18 protein-coding genes are annotated in these 17,295 nt (G+C 69.5%); 12 read left to right on the top strand and 6 right to left on the bottom strand.

Translation table 11 applies throughout. The annotated features are described in order from the left end of the window. Position 1: 1 nt before the first annotated feature. Positions 2-523: a hypothetical protein gene (locus MOX02_RS02405; protein WP_147024123.1), complete on the bottom strand. Its 522-nt coding sequence runs from the start codon at positions 521-523 to the stop codon at positions 2-4. A gap of 177 nt (positions 524-700) precedes the next feature. Between MOX02_RS02405 and MOX02_RS02400 the strand changes: the two genes are divergently transcribed. Beyond that, on the top strand, positions 701-1,825 hold the full coding sequence (locus MOX02_RS02400; protein WP_147024122.1) for a PA0069 family radical SAM protein: 1,125 nt from the start codon (positions 701-703) through the stop codon (positions 1,823-1,825). A 4-nt stretch (positions 1,826-1,829) separates the two neighbouring features. Here MOX02_RS02400 and rnhB read toward each other — a convergent pair whose 3' ends face one another. The 4 genes from rnhB to MOX02_RS02380 all read right to left on the bottom strand — a co-directional run bounded on the left by rnhB (position 1,830) and on the right by MOX02_RS02380 (position 4,708). After that, complete coding sequence (gene rnhB / locus MOX02_RS02395) at positions 1,830-2,441, bottom strand: ribonuclease HII (RefSeq protein WP_147024121.1); 612 nt, start codon at positions 2,439-2,441, stop codon at positions 1,830-1,832. Between the two features lie 92 nt (positions 2,442-2,533). Then, positions 2,534-3,598, bottom strand: a complete 1,065-nt coding sequence (locus tag MOX02_RS02390) for a glycosyltransferase family 4 protein (protein WP_147024120.1) — start codon at positions 3,596-3,598, stop codon at positions 2,534-2,536. Then, a complete protein-coding gene (locus MOX02_RS02385; protein ID WP_373866708.1) occupies positions 3,595-4,374 on the bottom strand; it encodes a UDP-2,3-diacylglucosamine diphosphatase in 780 nt (259 codons plus the stop codon). Before MOX02_RS02385 ends, MOX02_RS02390 begins: the two co-directional genes overlap by 4 nt. Before the next feature lie 130 nt (positions 4,375-4,504). Continuing rightward, on the bottom strand, positions 4,505-4,708 hold the full coding sequence (locus MOX02_RS02380; protein WP_147024118.1) for a hypothetical protein: 204 nt from the start codon (positions 4,706-4,708) through the stop codon (positions 4,505-4,507). Positions 4,709-5,109: 401 nt separating this feature from the next. Here MOX02_RS02380 and MOX02_RS02375 point away from each other — a divergent pair, with 401 nt between their 5' ends. From MOX02_RS02375 to MOX02_RS30935, 11 genes are all read left to right on the top strand, one after another. Beyond that, positions 5,110-6,318 (top strand): aminotransferase class V-fold PLP-dependent enzyme, encoded by a 1,209-nt coding sequence (locus MOX02_RS02375; protein WP_147024117.1) that lies wholly within the window; start codon positions 5,110-5,112, stop codon positions 6,316-6,318. A gap of 108 nt (positions 6,319-6,426) precedes the next feature. After that, positions 6,427-7,371, top strand: a complete 945-nt coding sequence (locus MOX02_RS02370; RefSeq protein ID WP_147024116.1) for a D-2-hydroxyacid dehydrogenase — start codon at positions 6,427-6,429, stop codon at positions 7,369-7,371. Between the two features lie 249 nt (positions 7,372-7,620). Further along, on the top strand, positions 7,621-8,481 hold the full coding sequence (locus MOX02_RS02365) for an NADP-dependent methylenetetrahydromethanopterin/methylenetetrahydrofolate dehydrogenase (protein WP_147024115.1): 861 nt from the start codon (positions 7,621-7,623) through the stop codon (positions 8,479-8,481). Positions 8,482-8,493: 12 nt separating this feature from the next. Continuing rightward, on the top strand, positions 8,494-9,120 hold the full coding sequence (gene fchA, locus MOX02_RS02360; RefSeq protein ID WP_147024114.1) for a methenyltetrahydrofolate cyclohydrolase: 627 nt from the start codon (positions 8,494-8,496) through the stop codon (positions 9,118-9,120). A 219-nt stretch (positions 9,121-9,339) separates the two neighbouring features. Beyond that, positions 9,340-10,518, top strand: coding sequence for a malate--CoA ligase subunit beta (locus MOX02_RS02355; RefSeq protein ID WP_147024113.1), 1,179 nt, complete (start codon positions 9,340-9,342; stop codon positions 10,516-10,518). Positions 10,519-10,539: 21 nt separating this feature from the next. Beyond that, positions 10,540-11,433 carry a succinate--CoA ligase subunit alpha gene (gene sucD / locus MOX02_RS02350; RefSeq protein ID WP_147024112.1) on the top strand — a complete coding sequence of 298 codons (894 nt, stop codon included), beginning with the start codon at positions 10,540-10,542 and terminating at the stop codon, positions 11,431-11,433. A 148-nt stretch (positions 11,434-11,581) separates the two neighbouring features. Beyond that, a complete protein-coding gene (locus tag MOX02_RS02345) occupies positions 11,582-14,344 on the top strand; it encodes a phosphoenolpyruvate carboxylase (protein ID WP_147024111.1) in 2,763 nt (920 codons plus the stop codon). Between the two features lie 139 nt (positions 14,345-14,483). Next, entirely contained in the window at positions 14,484-15,458 is a 975-nt protein-coding gene (locus MOX02_RS02340) for an HpcH/HpaI aldolase/citrate lyase family protein (RefSeq protein WP_147024110.1), read from the top strand. 194 nt (positions 15,459-15,652) lie between these two features. Further along, positions 15,653-15,940, top strand: a complete 288-nt coding sequence (locus MOX02_RS02335) for a hypothetical protein (RefSeq protein WP_147024196.1) — start codon at positions 15,653-15,655, stop codon at positions 15,938-15,940. A gap of 49 nt (positions 15,941-15,989) precedes the next feature. Next, positions 15,990-16,424 (top strand): GlcG/HbpS family heme-binding protein, encoded by a 435-nt coding sequence (locus MOX02_RS02330; protein WP_147024109.1) that lies wholly within the window; start codon positions 15,990-15,992, stop codon positions 16,422-16,424. Positions 16,425-16,514: 90 nt separating this feature from the next. Beyond that, on the top strand, positions 16,515-16,691 hold the full coding sequence (locus MOX02_RS30935) for a hypothetical protein (RefSeq protein WP_170267623.1): 177 nt from the start codon (positions 16,515-16,517) through the stop codon (positions 16,689-16,691). A 54-nt stretch (positions 16,692-16,745) separates the two neighbouring features. Here the strand turns inward: MOX02_RS30935 and MOX02_RS02325 are convergent, their stop codons facing one another. Beyond that, the gene (locus MOX02_RS02325; RefSeq protein WP_147024108.1) at positions 16,746-17,135 is read right to left on the bottom strand and encodes a hypothetical protein; all 390 of its coding nucleotides are present in this window, start codon (positions 17,133-17,135) and stop codon (positions 16,746-16,748) included. Positions 17,136-17,295 lie beyond the last annotated feature (160 nt).

The following is a 17,295-nucleotide window of genomic DNA, read 5'->3' as shown; positions in this document are numbered from 1 at the left end:
CTCAGGCCCGCTCCAGCCGCGCCAGGAGCAGGCGCGGCTTCAGCCGCGGCGAGAAGTTCGGGCCGGCCACCAGCCGCTCGCGGCGGACGAGGTCGCCGGGCCGGGGGGCGCTGGCGCCGAGGACGCTCTCGCCCTTCGTCGCGAGGCGCACCGGCAGGTTCGCATGGGGCCGGCGCAGCCGGGCCAGGGCGACGTCCGGCCGCGCGGTGTTGACGAAGCGGTCGAGCGTGCGGATCCAGCCTTCGGCCGGGACGTCGCCCGATTCGAGGCACAGCACCCACTCGCGCCGGGCGGCCTTGGCGCCCGCCGCCCAGGGCGAGGCGCCGCGCGGCCGCACCACGAGCGCGGCCCCCGTGGCCTCGGCGACCGCGGCCACGGTCTCATGCGGCGCGGCCGCGATGATCACGGCGTCGCCGATCAGTCCCGCGGCCACACCGGTCACCAGGGCGCCGAGAGTGTCCGCAAGGCGATCGATCGTGTCCGGATCTGCCGGTCGCGCCACGTAGGTCAGGGCGGAGATCATGCGCGCCCATAGACCATTTTCCGTGGGATGCGACAGCCGTTTGCGCGACGCGCGGCGTTGCGGCCCCGCATCGGGGCGGAATGCACAGCAAATGTCCGACATTCGGGCAGGCGGACTCGCGCGTGTTCGCTTTATGTTCTATTCGGACGCCCGGAAAGCCTCGCGAGATTTCACCACATGTCCAACGACCTGGGACGATTCCGGGACGGCACCGACCCCCACGCCTCGCGCCGGCTCGCCGGGACGACGGTGGAGGCCGCCTCCCGGCGCGGGCGCGGCGCCACGGCAAACCCCGACGGCCGCTTCGAGCGCCTGAGCCGGGAGGCTTTCGACGACGGTTGGGAGCCCGTGGAGAGGCCGCGCCTGCGCACCCACGTCCTGCCTGAGCGGGCCTCCCACATCATCACCCGGAACGCCTCGCCCGACATCCCGTTCGACCGCTCGATCAACCCCTATCGCGGCTGCGAGCACGGCTGCATCTACTGCTTCGCGCGGCCGAACCACGCCTATGCGGGCCTCTCGCCGGGCCTCGATTTCGAGACGCGGCTCTTCACCAAGCCCGACGCTGCGCGCCTCCTGGAGCGCGAGCTCTCGGCACCCGGATATGCGCCGCGCACGATCGCGCTCGGCACGGCGACGGATCCCTACCAGCCGATCGAGCGAGCCCACCGCATCACCCGGAGCGTGCTGGAGGTGCTCGCCCGCTTCCGCCACCCGGTCGGCATCGTCACCAAGTCGAACCTCGTGGTGCGCGACATCGACATCCTCGGCGCCATGGCCGCGGATCGTCTCGTGAAGGTCGCGGTCTCGGTGACGACGCTCGACCCCGCCCTCGCGCGCCGGATGGAGCCGCGGGCGCCGCATCCGCGCAAGCGCCTGGAGGCGATCGAGCGGCTGAGCGCGGCCGGGATCCCCGTAATGGTGATCGTGGCCCCCATCATCCCCTCGCTGAACGACCACGAGATCGAGACGATCCTCGCCGAGGCACGGGCCCGCGGCGCGGGCGAAGCGAACCATGTGCTCCTGCGCCTGCCCCACGAGCTCGACGCCCTGGTCTCCGACTGGTTCGCGGAGCACTATCCCGATCGCGCCCGCCACGTCTTCTCCCTGATCCGGCAGGCGCGGGGCGGCAAGGTCTACGACGCCGCCTTCGGGCGCCGCATGGTCGGGCAGGGCGCCTACGCGGAGCTGATCGCCCGCCGCATGCAGGTCGCCAGGGCGCGGCTCGGCTACGCGATGGAGCGCGTCACCCTGAACGCCGACGCCTTCGCGGCGCCGGGCGCGCAGCTCAGCCTGTTCTGACGCCTCAGGTCCGAGGGTCCGGTCCGAGGGAGCGGGTGAAGCTGATGCGGTGGTGCGGGCTCCGGCCGAGCCGCGCGAGACCGGCCAGATGGGCGGCGGTGCCGTAGCCGACGTTCCGGTCCCAGGCGTAGTGCGGGTGGCGGCGGGCAAGCGCGCGCATCAGGTCGTCGCGCAGCGTCTTGGCGACGATCGAGGCCGCCGCGATCTGCGGCACCAGCCGGTCGCCGCCGATCACGGCCCGGCAGGTCTCCCCGAGCCCGGGGATGGCGTCGCGCCCGTCGACCAACACGGGCGCGTCGAGCCCGAGGCGGGCCACCGCCCGCGCCATCGCGTCGAGGGTCGCCCCGCGCACGTTGAGCCGGTCGACGAGAGCGCGGGACCCCGCCGCCAAGGCCACGCGGGCATGCGCGCGGATGAGCGGCGCCAGGGTCTCCCGCAGCGGCTGCTTCAGGCGCTTGCTGTCGTCAAGGCGCCCCAGGATCCCGGGCGGCAGCGCCGTCGGGTCGAACCAGACCGCGGCCACCACCACCGGACCGCACAGCGCGCCCCGGCCGACCTCGTCGCAGCCGATGACGGCGGGGTACTCCGCCGCGCGCGCGGGGTCGAAGGGAGGCATGGGGCCGGCTCGCAGGACGCTCGGGTGAGGGACGTGGCAATCCTCTCCTTGGCATCATCGGCGGTCGGCGTCACGGCCTCGCCGCCGCGGCCTCAGCCGAGTTCCACCATGCCTGCGGCCGGGCGCTTGGCCGCGCGCTTCCGCAGGGCGCCGCGCTGATGGGCGAGCTCGACGTTCGTGTAGAACTGGCGCGCGCTCTCGGCCCAGGTGTAGCGCAGAGCCTCCTCGCGGCAGCGCTCCCGCGGGATCGCGAGGGCGGAGAGCGCGGCCTGCCGCAGATCGGCGCCGAGCACGCCGGCGCCCGTCTCACTCAGGACGTCGAGGGGGCCGGTCACCGGGTAGGCGGCGACCGGCAGGCCGCAGGCCAGGGCTTCGAGCAGCACGATGCCGAACGTGTCGGTGAGGCTCGGGAAGACGAAGGCGTCGGCCGCCGCGTAGATCCGCGCCAGGTCCGCACCCGTCCGCGTGCCGAGGAAGCGCGCCTGCGGCGCCAGCGCCTCGAGGCGCTGGCGGTCCGGGCCGTCCCCGACCACGACCTTCGTGCCGGGCAGGTCGAGACCGAGGAAGGCGGCGACGTTCTTCTCCACGGCGAGCCGCCCGACGAACAGGAAGATCGGGCGCGGCAGGCCGGCGAGCGCGTCGGAATCCTGCGGCCGGAACAGGTCTGTGTCGACGCCGCGGGTCCAGCGCATCAGGTTGGTGAAGCCCCGGCCTGACAGCTCGCGCTCCAGCGAGGACGTGCTCACCATGGTGCCGCTGCCCGCCCCGTGGAAGCGCCGCAGCCAGGCGTAGCTCCAGGATTGCGGCACCGGGGCCCGGGCAGCGAGGTATTCGGGGAAGCGGGTGTGATAGCTCGTCGTGAAGGGCCGTTCGTGCGCGAGGCAGTAGCGGCGCGCCGCGTAGCCCACCGTGCCCTCGGTCGCGATATGGACGTGGGTGGGCGCGATGGCGGCCACCCGCGCCGCGAGCTTGCGCCGCGTCGCGTAGGCGAGGCGGATCTCCCGGTAGCCCGGCAGGGGCAGGGACGGGAAATCCTGATGCGTCAGGAAGACGGGGTCGAAACCGAGGCTGCGCCCGGCCGAGGCCATGTGCTCGAGCGAGCGCACGACGCCGTTGACCTGCGGGTGCCAGGCATCGGAGGCGATGAGGAGCCTCACGCGACGGCCCGCCGGCCCGGAGCCGCATCCTGCGTCCGCCGCGTCTCCGCGGCGGCTTCCGCGTCGCGGGCCCGCAGGAGGCTCGGGTAGTGCAGCACCTCCATGCGGCCGTCGTAATGCTCGACGATGGCGGTGCAGGATTCCACCCAGTCGCCGGTGTTGAGGTAGCGCAGGCCCTCGATCTCGCGGTTCGCCGCGTGGTGGATGTGGCCGCAGATCACCCCGTCGGCGCCGACGCGCCGCGCCTCGGCCGCCAGGAATTCCTCGAACTTGCCGATGAAGTTGACCGCGTTCTTCACCTTCAGCTTCGCCCAGGCCGAGAGCGACCAGTAGGCGAGGCCGAGGCGGCGGCGCACCTTGTTGAGCACCGTGTTGACCGACAGGGCGAGGCTGTAGGCCCCGTCGCCGAGATAGGCGAGCCACTTGGCGTGGCGCACCACCATGTCGAACTGGTCGCCGTGGATGACGAGGTAGCGCCTGCCGTCCGCCGCCGTGTGGATCCGGCTCTCCGCGATCTCGATGCCGCCGAAGGTCGTGCCGATGTAGTCGCGCAGGAACTCGTCGTGGTTGCCCGGCACGTAGATGATGGTCGAGCCCTTGCGGACCTTGCGCAGGAGCTTCTGCACGACGTCGTTGTGCGCCTGCGGCCAGTACCAGCCCGAGCGGAGCTGCCAGCCGTCCACGATGTCGCCCACGAGGTAGATCTCGTCGGCGTCGTAATCCCGGAGGAAGTCGAGCAGGAGGCCGGCCTGGCAGCCCTTCGTGCCCAGATGCATGTCGGACAGGAAGAGCGTCCGGACCCGCACAGCCTTCTCCGTATCTTCGGCCACGAGCGTCTCCCGGCGATATTCCCGCGGGGGAGCCAAACCGGATTCCCGTATCAGTTTGATGACGCCAGCCCGGACTTCATGTTGCAGCGCCGAAGAAGAGTGAGCAACTGCACAGGTTTACGCTGCAGTGCACGACAAATTTTTTGGACGGCCGCCCAAGTTTTTTGAGTTTTCCTTCCTCGGCGAAGGCGGTCATAATCGTGGCCAAGGAGACCACCGGGCTCGCCCGGTGCCGGAAACGGCCAATGGGATCAACCGCGGCAGGAAGGAAGGTGTCCACACGGCGTCGGGAGTGCTTGCAAGCGCGGCCGGACCGACGCATTGAGGCTCTCGGCCCATCGGAGGCGACCGGCATGCGAACATGCCGCGAACGCGGCCGGCTCATGCCGGTCCGCCGCTCCGTGCGGCACCATGATCTGAGCTGGGGCGGACGACGTCGGCGGAATGGAGTGCGGCCACTCAACCCGGCCCGGCCCGTTCCAGGCGGCGGGATCCGCGAGAACCGGACCGTCACGTCCGAGACCGCCCGACGACCCCCCGTGGTCGAGGGACCTGCCCCCTCCGGTCACGGCATCCACGGGCCCCGACGACGGGCCACAAACGAGCGACGCTGGCTCACTGACATCATCCTGGTCCCGCCCGACGGGCCGGCCACGAGTTTAGGAAATCGGAGGACACAACATGGCGGCAACGAGACGGCCGGGTCGTAACCATCTCTTCGTGCCGGGCCCGACCAACATCCCGGACCGCGTGCTGCGCGCGATGATGGTTCAGTCCGAGGATCACCGCTCGGTCGACTTCCCCTCGCTGACGAAGCCCCTGTTCGAGGATTCCAAGAAGGTGTTCGGCTCGACCGACGGCACCATCTTCCTGTTCCCGTCGAGCGGCACCGGCATCTGGGAATCCGCGCTCTGCAACACCCTCGCCCGCGGCGACAAGGTGCTGTCCTCGCGCTTCGGCCAGTTCAGCCACCTCTGGATCGACATGGCGCAGCGCCTCGGCCTCGACGTGATCGTCCAGGAGGAGGCCTGGGGGACGGGCGCGAACCCGCAGCGGATCGAGGAGGCGCTGCGCGCCGACACGAACCACGAGATCAAGGCCGTCATGGTGGTCCACAACGAGACCGCCACGGGCGTCACGAGCGACATCGGCGCCGTGCGCAAGGCGATCGACGCGGCCGGCCACCCGGCGCTGCTCTTCGTGGACGGCGTGTCCTCGATCGGCTCGCTGCCGTTCTACGCGGACGAGTGGAAGGTCGACGCGGCCATCGCCGGCTCCCAGAAGGGCCTGATGCTGCCGGCCGGCCTCGGCGTCGCCTGCATCAGCCCGAAGGGCATGCAGGCCGCGGAGAGCCAGGCGGGCAAGAACGACCGCCTCGCCAAGGTCTACTTCGACTACGCCGACCAGCGGAAGGCGAACCCGACCGGCTACTTCCCCTACACCCCGCCGCTGCCGCTGCTCTACGGCCTGCGCGAGGCGCTCGACTGCCTGTTCGAGGAGGGGCTGGAGAACGTCTACCACCGGCACGCCGTGCTCGGTGAGGCCACCCGCCAGGCGGTCGCCGCCTGGGGCCTCAAGACCTGCGCCAAGGAGCCCAAGTGGAACTCCGACACCGTCACGGCGATCGTCGTGCCGGAGGGCGTCGACGCCGCCAAGATCATCAAGCACGCCTACGTCCGTTACAACCTCGCCCTCGGCGCGGGCCTGTCGGAAGTGGCGGGCAAGGTGTTCCGCATCGGCCATGTCGGCGACCTGAACGAGCTGTCGCTCCTCGGCGCCATCGCGGGCGCCGAGATGTCGATGCTCGACAACGGCATCAAGGTGACCCCGGGCTCGGGCGTTGCCGCCGCGTCGAGCTACCTGCGGGAGAACCCCCTCTCGAAGGCGTAAGGGACATCCCGGGCGGGGTCGGCGGTTGCCGGCCCCGTCTCGCTGAGAGACACGGACGAAGGCCGGGCGGAGGCCGCGCCGGCCGCCCGGTTCTGAAAGGGGTTCCCCATGACGCAGAAAATCGTCTTCCTCGACCGCGAATCCCTCGACGCCAAGGTGCGTGAGTTCAACTTCCCGCACGAGTACACCGAGTACGAGTCCACCTGGACGCCGGAGGAGATCGTCGAGCGCCTGAAGGACGCGGAGATCGCGCTCATCAACAAGGTGCCGATGCGCGCCGACGTCCTGAAGCAACTGCCGAAGCTGAAGCTCATCGCGGTGGCCGCCACGGGCACGGACGTCGTCGACAAGGCCCAGGCCAAGGCTCAGGGCATCACGGTCTCGAACATCCGCAACTACGCCTTCAACACGGTGCCGGAGCACGTCATCGCGCTGATGTTCGCCCTGCGCCGCGCGATCGTCCCCTATGCGATCTCGGTCCGCCGGGGCGATTGGAACAAGTCGACGCAGTTCTGCTACTTCGACTACCCGATCCACGACATCGCGGGCTCGACGCTCGGCATCGTCGGCTACGGGGCGCTCGGCAAGTCGATCGGCAAGCGCGCCGAGGCGCTCGGCATGAAGGTGATCGCCTACGACGTGTTCCCGCAGGACGGGCTCGTCGACTTCGAGACGATCCTGAGGGAATCCGACGTCATCACGCTCCACGTGCCGCTGACGCCCGACACCAAGAACATGATCGGGCGCGACGAGCTCGCGAAGATGAAGAGCAGCGCCATCCTCATCAACACGGCCCGCGGCGGCCTCGTGGACGAGGAGGCCCTGCTGGAGGCCCTCAAGAACGGCACCATCGGGGGCGCGGGCTTCGACGTCGTGGCGCAGGAGCCGCCGAAGAACGGCAACATCCTGTGCGATGCCGACCTGCCGAACCTCATCGTCACGCCGCACGTCGCGTGGGCGAGCAAGCAGGCGATGCAGATCCTCGCCGATCAGCTCGTCGACAACGTCGAGGCGTTCGTCGCGGGCAAGCCGCAGAACGTCGTCGAGGCCTGAGCCGGTTTCCGTGACGCGAGGCGGTTCACCGCCTCGCGTCACGGTACCGCTTCGCCATTCCAAAGCGCCGCGGGCGCCCGGAAGCCGGGCCAGCGCGGGCGAGGAGCGCCGGAGCGCACGGCTCCCGAGCCGCGCCGGGCAACCCCGGCCTGACGACGGGGTGGCGGCCGGCTCGAACATCCCGGACTTGAACCCGGTATCTCGGAAACGCTGAACCGCGCGAAACGGCGCGGACTGAAGGGACAACCAATGAAGAAGCTGCTTTTCCTGTTCGACACGGATCCGGTGCCGAGCGTGTTCGATACGGTCGTCGGCTACGACGGCGGCGCCGACCACATCACGGGCTACGGCAACGTGACGCCCGAGAACGTGGGCGCCCTGGTCGACGGGACGATCTACACCCGTGGCGGCTCGGAGAAGAAGTCGACCGCGATCTTCGTCGGCGGCGGCAACATGGCGGCCGGCGAGGCGGTGCTCGCGGCGGTGAAGAAGCGCTTCTTCGGGCCCTTCCGCGTTTCGACCATGCTCGACTCGAACGGCTCGAACACCACCGCGGCCGCGGGCGTGGCGCTCGTCGCCAAGGCCGCCGGCTCGCTCGAGGGCAAGAAGGCCGTGGTGCTCGCTGGCACCGGCCCGGTCGGCATGCGCTCGGCCGCGCTGCTCGCCAAGGAGGGCGCCCAGGTGACCGTCGCCGGCCGCTCCATGGACAAGGCGCAGGCCGCCGCGGACGCCATCAACAAGCGCTTCAACGTCAAAGTGATGGCCGCCGAGACGCCGGACGCGGGCTCGCGCGCGCGCATCGTCAAGGGTCAGAACCTCGTCTTCTCGGCGGGCGCCATCGGCCTCGAGCTGCTGCCCGAGGAGGCCTGGAAGGACGAGGCCAGCATCGAGTTCCTGGCCGATTACAACGCGCAGCCCCCGCTTGGCTTCGGCGCCATCGAGGCCATGGACAAGGGCAAGGAGCGCAACGGCAAGCGTGTCTTCGGCGCTCTCGGCATCGGCGGCCTCAAGCTGAAGCTGCATCGCGCCTGCGTCGGCCAGCTCTTCGACAACACCGAGCAGGTGCTCGATGCCGAGGAGATCTACGCGCTCGCCAAGAAGATGGCCTGAGGGGAGGGGCATATGGCCGAGAACGAGACCATCCAGAAGTTCCTCGACGGGCTGGCGAGCTCGGCCCCGACTCCCGGCGGCGGCGGTGCCGCCGCCATCTCCGGCGCGATGGGCGCGGCCCTCGTCTCGATGGTGTGCAACCTCACCATCGGCAAGAAGAAGTACGTCGAGGTCGAGGCCGACCTGAAGGAGGTGCTCGCCAAGTCGGAAGCCCTCCGCTCGACGCTCACCGGCATGATCGCCGACGACGTCGAGGCCTTCGACGCGGTGATGGGCGCCTACGGGCTCCCGAAGGAGACCGACGAGCAGAAGGCTGCGCGGGCCGAGAAGATCCAGGCCGCCCTCAAGATCGCCACGGACGTGCCGCTCGCCTGCTGCCGCGTCTGCCGAGAGGTGATCGATCTCGCCGCCATCGCCGCCGACAAGGGCAACCTCAACGTGATCTCGGACGCGGGCGTGGCGGTCCTCTCAGCCTATGCGGGCCTGCGCAGCGCCGCCCTCAACGTCTACGTCAACGCCAAGGGGCTCGATGACCGTGCCTTCGCCGAGGCGCGTCTGAAGGAACTCGAAGGGCTCCTCGCCGAGGCCGGTGCTCTCAACGAGAAGGTCTACGAGGTCGTCAAGGCCAAGGTGAATTGAGACAAGTTGAACTGAGCCAGCTTCTCAGTCTTGGCTCGCCGCGTCCCCGGTTCCTGCCGCCGGGGACGATCTCATTCTGAATACGAAAAGCATTCCGGCTGCCCTTCAAGGCAGACTTAAGGAGAATGCAAAAAAATATAAACGCTGGAGCGCTTCCCGCGAAATGAAATTTGCGGGATGATCGCTCCCAAGGAAGCGCCAAAAAACAGGAGGTCTCGGATGGACGTTCACGAGTACCAAGCCAAAGAGCTGCTCGCGAGCTTCGGCGTCGCCGTGCCGAAGGGCGCCGTCGCCTTCAGCCCCGATCAGGCGGTCTACGCCGCGACCGAGCTCGGCGGCTCGTTCTGGGCGGTGAAGGCGCAGATCCATGCGGGCGCCCGCGGCAAGGCCGGGGGGATCAAGCTCTGCCGCACCTACAACGAGGTGCGCGACGCCGCCCGCGAGCTCCTCGGCAAGCGCCTCGTCACCATCCAGACCGGGGCGGACGGCAAGCCCGTCCAGCGCGTCTACGTCGAGACCGCCGATCCCTTCGAGCGCGAGCTCTATCTCGGCTACGTCCTCGACCGGAAGGCCGAGCGCGTCCGCGTGATCGCGAGCCAGCGCGGCGGCATGGACATCGAGGAGATCGCGGCCAAGGAGCCGGAGGCGCTGATCCAGATCGTGGTCGAGCCCGCGGTCGGCCTGCAGCAGTTCCAGGCCCGCGAGATCGCCTTCCAGCTCGGCCTCAACATCAAGCAGGTCTCGGCCGCGGTGAAGACGATCATGAACGCCTACCGCGCGTTCCGCGACTGCGACGGCACCATGCTGGAGATCAACCCGCTCGTCGTCACCAAGGACGATCGGGTGCTGGCGCTCGACGCCAAGATGTCCTTCGACGACAACGCCATGTTCCGCCGCCGCAACATCGCGGACATGCACGACCCGTCCCAGAGCGACCCGCGTGAGGCGCAGGCCGCCGAGCACAACCTCAACTACATTGGCCTCGACGGCGAGATCGGCTGCATCGTCAACGGGGCCGGCCTCGCCATGGCGACCATGGACATGATCAAGCACGCGGGCGGCGAGCCGGCGAACTTCCTCGACGTGGGCGGCGGCGCGAGTCCGGAGCGCGTGGCCACCGCCTTCCGGCTGGTCCTGTCCGACCGCAATGTGAAGGCGATCCTCGTCAACATCTTCGCCGGGATCAACCGCTGCGACTGGATCGCCGAGGGCGTGGTCAAGGCCGCGCGGGAGGTGAAGATCGACGTACCGCTGGTCGTCCGGCTCGCGGGCACGAATGTGGAAGCCGGCAAGAAGATCCTCTCGGAGAGCGGGCTCGACCTGATCACCGCCGACACGCTGACCGAGGCTGCCCGCAAGGCCGTTCAGGCCTGCCAGGGCGCCCGGGCAACCCACTGAGCGGACGGGAGGAGACGGACCATGAGCATCCTCATCGACGAGAAGACCCCGATCCTCGTTCAGGGCATCACGGGCGACAAGGGCACGTTCCACGCCCGCGAGATGATCGAGTACGGCTCGAACGTCGTCGGCGGAGTCACGCCGGGCAAGGGCGGGAAGACCCATGTGGGCGTGCCGGTCTTCAACACGGTCAAGGAGGCCGTACGCGAGACGGGGGCCACCGCCACCATAACCTTCGTGGCCCCGCCCTTCGCGGCGGACGCCATCATGGAGGCGGCGGATGCGGGCGTGCGGCTGATCTGCTCGATCACCGACGGCATTCCGGCCCAGGACATGATGCGCGTGAAGCGCTACCTGATGCGCTACCCGAAGGACCGCCGCTCCATGGTGGTCGGGCCGAACTGCGCCGGCATCATCTCGCCCGGCAAGTCGATGCTCGGCATCATGCCCGGCCATATCTATCTCCAGGGCAACGTGGGCATCATCTCGCGCTCCGGGACGCTGGGCTACGAGGCCGCCTCGCAGATGAAGGCGGAGGGCATCGGCATCTCGACCTCGGTCGGCATCGGCGGTGACCCGATCAACGGCTCCTCGTTCCTCGACCATCTCGCCCTGTTCGAGCAGGATCCGGACACGGACGCGGTGCTGATGATCGGCGAGATCGGCGGCCCGCAGGAGGCCGAGGCCTCGGCCTGGATCAAGGAGAACATGACGAAGCCCGTGATCGGCTTCGTGGCCGGCCTCACGGCGCCGAAGGGCCGGCGCATGGGGCATGCCGGCGCCATCATCTCGGCCACGGGCGACAGTGCCGCCGAGAAGGCGGAGATCATGCGCTCCTACGGCCTCACCGTGGCGCCGGACCCCGGCTCCTTCGGCGCGACCGTCGCCGAGGTGATGCGCAAGCGCGCGGCCTGAGCCGCACGCATTCCCTCCCCTCGCGGGGAGGGGCAGGGGCGGGGATGGTGTCCGCGCGAGGCTCCGCGAAGCCTCCCGCGCATCCCCACCTCCAACTTCTTCCCCGAAGGGGAGGGGAATCGCCGTCGCGCGGGAGGCACGATCAGCCATGACCCAGACGCTCCACGCCTCGCCGGGCACCGCGGTCGACCACGTCTTCGCGCCTCCGGTGATCACGGGCACCTCCTCGAAGGAGGCGCTCGACATCCTGTTCCACGCGCTGCTCGAGGTCGCGCGGCGGCACGAGCCCGAGCTCGAGGTGGTTCTGCACGGCAACGCCAACATCTCGGAGTTCTCGCCCGAGCTGCTCGCGCGCGCGCTGCAGGTGCAGGGGATCTGGTTCCAGCTCCTCTCGATCGCGGAACAGAACGCCGCGATGCGCCGCCGCCGCCACATCGAGCGGAACGAGGGCCGCGCGGCGCTCGGCGGCAGTTTCAGCAAGGTGCTGGCCGAGGCCGTTGCGGGCGGCATCGAGGCGCGCGAGATCCACGCCCTGCTCAAGGACCTGCGGATCCGTCCGACCATCACGGCGCACCCCACCGAGGGCAAGCGCGTGACGGTGCTGGAGAAGTTCCGGCGCATCTACCTTCTGCTGCGCGAGCTGGAGCTGCCGCGCTGGACGGAGCGCGAGCGCAACGGTCTGATGAACGACCTGCGCGACCAGATCGAGCTGGTCTGGATGACGGGCGAACTGCACCTGGAGAAGCCGACCGTCGAGCGCGAGGTCGCCTGGGGCCTGCACTTCTTCGACGAGACGCTCTTCGAGATGCTGCCGGAGGTTCTCTACTCGTTGGAGGAGAGCCTCGCGGAATTCTACCCGGACGAGAAGTTCGAGGTGCCGGCCTTCTTCCAGTTCGGCTCCTGGATCGGCGGCGACCGGGACGGCAACCCCTACGTCACCGCGAGCGTCACCCGGGCGACGCTCCAGCGCAACGCGCTGGCTTCGCTCCACCGCTACCGGGACGGCGTGAACGGGCTCGGCCGCATGCTCTCGCTCACCGAGCGCTCGCTGCCGGTGCCGGAGAGCTTCAAGCGCGAGCTCGCGCATCTCCTAGCGGAGAGCGGGGACGGCAAGGCCATCGCCGGCCGCAATCCCGGAGAAGCCTTCCGCCAGTATCTCACCTGCATCCTGCGCAAGATCGAGGCGACGATCGCCCGCAACGAGGGCCAGAGGGCGACGGGCCCCGACTATCCGAGCGCCGACGGGCTCATCAACGACCTGCGCATCCTCGAACAGGGGCTTGCGGACGCGAAATGCGCCTCGCTCGCGGTCGATCTCGTGCGGCCCGTGCGGCGGATGGTCGAGATCTTCCGCTTCTCGACCGTGCGCCTCGACCTGCGTGAGAACAGCACCCGCACCACGCAGGCGCTGCAGGCTCTCTGGCGCCAGCAGTACGGCGAGGGCAAGACTCCGCCGGACGTCGATACGCCGGAATGGAAGGCGTGGCTCATCGCCGAGCTGGCGAAACCCCGCAACCTGGAGCGCAGCTTCGACGACCTGCCGGACGACGCCCGCGAGACGCTGGAGACCTTCGCCCTCGTCGGGGAGATGCGCGAGCAACTCGACCGCGAGGCGTTCGGCGCCTTCATCCTCTCGATGACCCGATCGGTGCCCGACATCCTCGGCGCCTACCTGCTGGCCAAGGAGGCCGGCATCTTCCTCGACACGGCGGGCACCGAGATCTGCCCGCTGCCGATCGTGCCGCTCTTCGAGACGATCGACGATCTGCGCGCCGCGCCCGTCATCATGAAGGAGCTCTTGTCGATCCCCGTCGTACGCCGCTCCACCCGCTGGCAGGGCGGCGTGCAGGAGGTGATGATCGGCTACTCGGACTCGAACAAGGACGGCGGCTTCGTCGCCTCGAACTGGGAGCTCTACAAGGCGCAGTCGAAGCTCACGGTGCTCGGCAAGCATCTCGGCGTGCCGATCGCCTTCTTCCACGGCCGCGGCGGCTCGGTGAGCCGCGGCGGCGCGCCGACCGCGCGGGCCATCGCCGCCCAGCCGCCGGGCTCGATCAACGGGCGCTTCCGCACCACCGAGCAGGGTGAGGTGGTCTCGTTCAAGTACGCCAACCGCGGCACCGCCGCCTACCAGATGGAGCTTCTCGCCTCCTCGGTCTTCGAGCACGCGCTCCGGTCCGAGCGCGAGGCGGCCTCGCTGCCCCGCGCCGAGTTCGACGACGTGCTGGAAGCCTTCTCGGGCGCGAGCCGGGCGGCCTACGTCAACCTGATCCAGCACCCGGATCTCGTGACCTATTTCGGCTGTGCGAGCCCGCTCGACGAGATCGCGCTCCTCAACATCGGCTCGCGGCCGGCCCGGCGCTTCGGCGCCCGCTCGCTCAGCGACCTCCGGGCGATCCCCTGGGTGTTCGCGTGGGCGCAGAACCGGCACGTCATCACGGGCTGGTACGGCGTCGGCTCGGGGCTCCAGAGCTTCCTCGACGTGCGCGGCGCGCAAGGGGAGATGCAGCTCAAGCGGATGTTCCGCGACTCGCGCCTGTTCCGCCTCATCCTCGACGAGGTCGAGAAGACGCTCCTGATGGTCGATCTGGAGATCGCCCGCGACTACGCGAGCCTCGTGCCGGACGAGAGCGTGCGCGAGAACATCTTCCGCATGATCGAGGCCGAGTACCGGCTCACCTGCGAGATGGCGCTGCTGGTGAGCGGCGGCCGCGAGCTCGCCGAGCGCTTTCCCCTCTTCCGCGACCGGCTGAACGAGCGCCTGCCGACGATCAACCAAGTTAGCCGCGAGCAGGTCGAGCTTCTGCGCCGCTTCCGCGGCGAGGAGGACGAGGACAAGCGCGAGGCCGTGAAGTCCGCGCTGCTCCTCTCGATCAACTGCATCGCGGTGGGCTTCGGCGCGACCGGGTGAGCCGACGATCCGAGCGCCCTGTCTCAGGGGAAGCCGGGCGAGAGGTTGAAACAGAGGCGGGCCGTGCCCTAGCTGCCCGCCGGAATTCCAGACATCCCAAGTCTCACAACACGCAAGTCTCACAACACGGAGGACCCCGATGAGCTTCACCCTGATCCAGCAGGCCACCCCGCGCCTGCACCGCTCGGAACTCGCCGTTCCGGGCTCCAATCCGACCTTCATGGAGAAGTCGGCCAAGTCCGCAGCGGACGTGATCTTCCTCGACCTCGAGGACGCGGTCGCGCCCGACGACAAGGAGAAGGCCCGCACCAACATCATCCAGGCGCTCAACGAGATCGACTGGGGCAACAAGACCATGATGATCCGCATCAATGGTCTCGACACCCACTACATGTATCGAGACGTGGTTGACATCGTTGAGGCCTGCCCGCGCCTCGACATGATCCTGATCCCGAAAGTCGGCGTGCCCGCGGACGTCTACGCGATCGACGTTCTGGTCACCCAGATCGAGCAGGCGAAGAAGCGCGACAAGGCGATCGGCTTCGAGGTGCTGATCGAGACCGCGCTGGGCATGGCGAACGTCGAGGCGATCGCGCAGTCCTCGAAGCGCCTGGAGGCGATGTCCTTCGGCGTCGCCGACTACGCGGCCTCGGCCCGCGCCCGCTCCACCGTCATCGGCGGCGTCAACCAGGACTACAGCGTGCTCACCGACAAGGATGAGGGCGGCAACCGCCAGACCCACTGGCAGGACCCGTGGCTGTTCGCGCAGAACCGGATGCTGGTGGCCTGCCGCGCCTACGGCCTGCGCCCGATCGACGGTCCCTTCGGCGACTTCTCGGATCCGGACGGCTATGTCTCGGCGGCCAAGCGCTGCGCCGCCCTCGGCTTCGAGGGCAAATGGGCGATCCACCCGACCCAGATCGAGCTCGCCAACGATGTCTTCACGCCCTCCGAGGCCGAGGTCACCAAGGCGCGGCGCATCCTGGAGGCGATGGAGGAGGCGGCCAAGGCCGGCCGCGGCGCCGTCTCCCTCGACGGGCGCCTCATCGACATCGCCTCGATCCGCATGGCCGAGGCGCTGATCGAGAAGGCCAACGCCATGGCGTCGAAGTAACGAGGGCGCATCCCGAGCCCGGGTCCGCCCGGGACCGGCTCCGCGCCGCGCCGCGCCGGGCCTCTCGGTTACAGGAGGCTTGGCGAGGCGCGCCGCACGAGGCAGCCTCGGCGCATCCGGCCGGATCGCGGCAATCGTCCCGGCCGGACGTGCAGGAGCCGCCCATGAACGCTGCAGCCACGCCGCTCTCGGTGATGTCCCTCTCGGACCTCGATCCCCTCGTGACGGTGGGGGTCGTCGTCGCCACCGCCGTGACGGACGCGGCCTACGTCTTCTTCAACGCCGCCGTCGGTGCTCGGCACCGGATCCGCGCCGCCAACTGGAGCGCGGTCTGGTACCTGCTCTCCGCCTTCGCCGTGATCAGCTACACGCAGAACGCGCTCTACGTCATGTTCGCGGCCGCTGGCTCGTGGATCGGCGCCTACGCCTCGGTCACATGGCTGGCCCGCGGGCCCGACGGCGGAACCGGCCGCCACCTCTAGCCTTTTCTACAGCGCCGCGCTCCGCGGCCAAGCTCGGAGGAGTTCCGCCATGCACGTGACGATCGAGGACGCCCACAAGGCCATCGAGGCGGCCCGCGCCAAGGCCGTCGAGCTCGGCACGCAGATGTGCATTGCCGTGGTCGACTCGGGCGGCAACCTGAAGGCGTTCTACCGGATGGACGATGCCTGGGTCGGCTCGATCGACATCTCGCAGAAGAAGGCCAAGACCGCCCTGTTCTTCGGCATGCCCACGGGCCAGATCGGCCAGCTCTCCCAGCCCGGCGGTCCCCTCTACGGCATCGAGCACTCGAACGACGGGCTCATCACCTTTCCCGGCGGCATTCCGATCGTGGACAAGGACGGCGTGATGTCGGGGGCGATCGGTGTCAGCGGCTCGACCGTCGAGAACGATCACGCGGTCGCCGAGGCCGGCGCCAGCGCGATCGGCGCGACCGAGCTGCCGGAGCACCCCTGGCGGACCTGAGCGGCCGACCACCCGCCAAAAACCTGCGGTTAAGCATAGGCGCCCTATCACGGACCCGAGAGCCATGGGCTGCGGGAACGGGGAGCGGCGATGAATCGGGAGCAACTCGCGGACGCGCTGAGGCGGCTGGCCGCCTCACAGGTCGAGGACATCGAGCGCGCGGTCAGGGACGGGCACAAGACCATCGCGCTGAACGAGCTGGCGGACCTCAACCGCCAGCTCAAGGCTTTCGCTGCCGCCCTCAAGAAGGCGCCGGCGCGAGCCTGAGGCAGGACGCGGGCGCCGCGACAGGCGCCGGTAGCGCGGCCCGACCGTCCCGCGCTACCAGCGCGGCCCACCCCAGCGCCCCTCGGGGACAGGCGCCGGAGGGATCGGCGGCGCGAAATCGTCCCGTCCGAAACGGGGACCGCCCCTGAAACCGGGGCGCTCGTCGCAGACCTTCACCCGCCGCACCACCTCGTCGCCGTAGACGTCGAAGCGGCGCTTCACGAACACGCGGCACTCGTCGACCGGGGGCTCGAAGCGCGGGCCGGCGGTGAACCGGGGTGCGTGCAGCCGTGGCTCCGGCGGCGGGGGAGGGGGCGGTCCCCGCTCGAACTCGACCTCTCCTGGCGGCGGGTAGGGGCGGTCGAAGTCGGCGGCGTGCGCCGCACCGGCTGCGAGCGCGATGGCCGCGAGGCCGCAGAGGCGCATCAGGATCGGACTCGACACAGGCTTCTGGCTCCGGGAAGGGCCGGCAGGATCGCGCGGCTACCGTTCGGCCGCGATCTTCCGTCGTCCGGGCTGAACGGCGCCGGAGCGACAGCGTGTGCATCCGTTCAGGATGGCGGCGCAGAGGCTCTTGACCGAACCATGAGTGCCGTGGCGTGTT

Origin of the sequence: Methylobacterium oxalidis (assembly GCF_007992195.1) — a bacterium.
Lineage (GTDB): Bacteria > Pseudomonadota > Alphaproteobacteria > Rhizobiales > Beijerinckiaceae > Methylobacterium > Methylobacterium oxalidis.
This window is presented reverse-complemented; position numbering and strand designations above follow the sequence as displayed.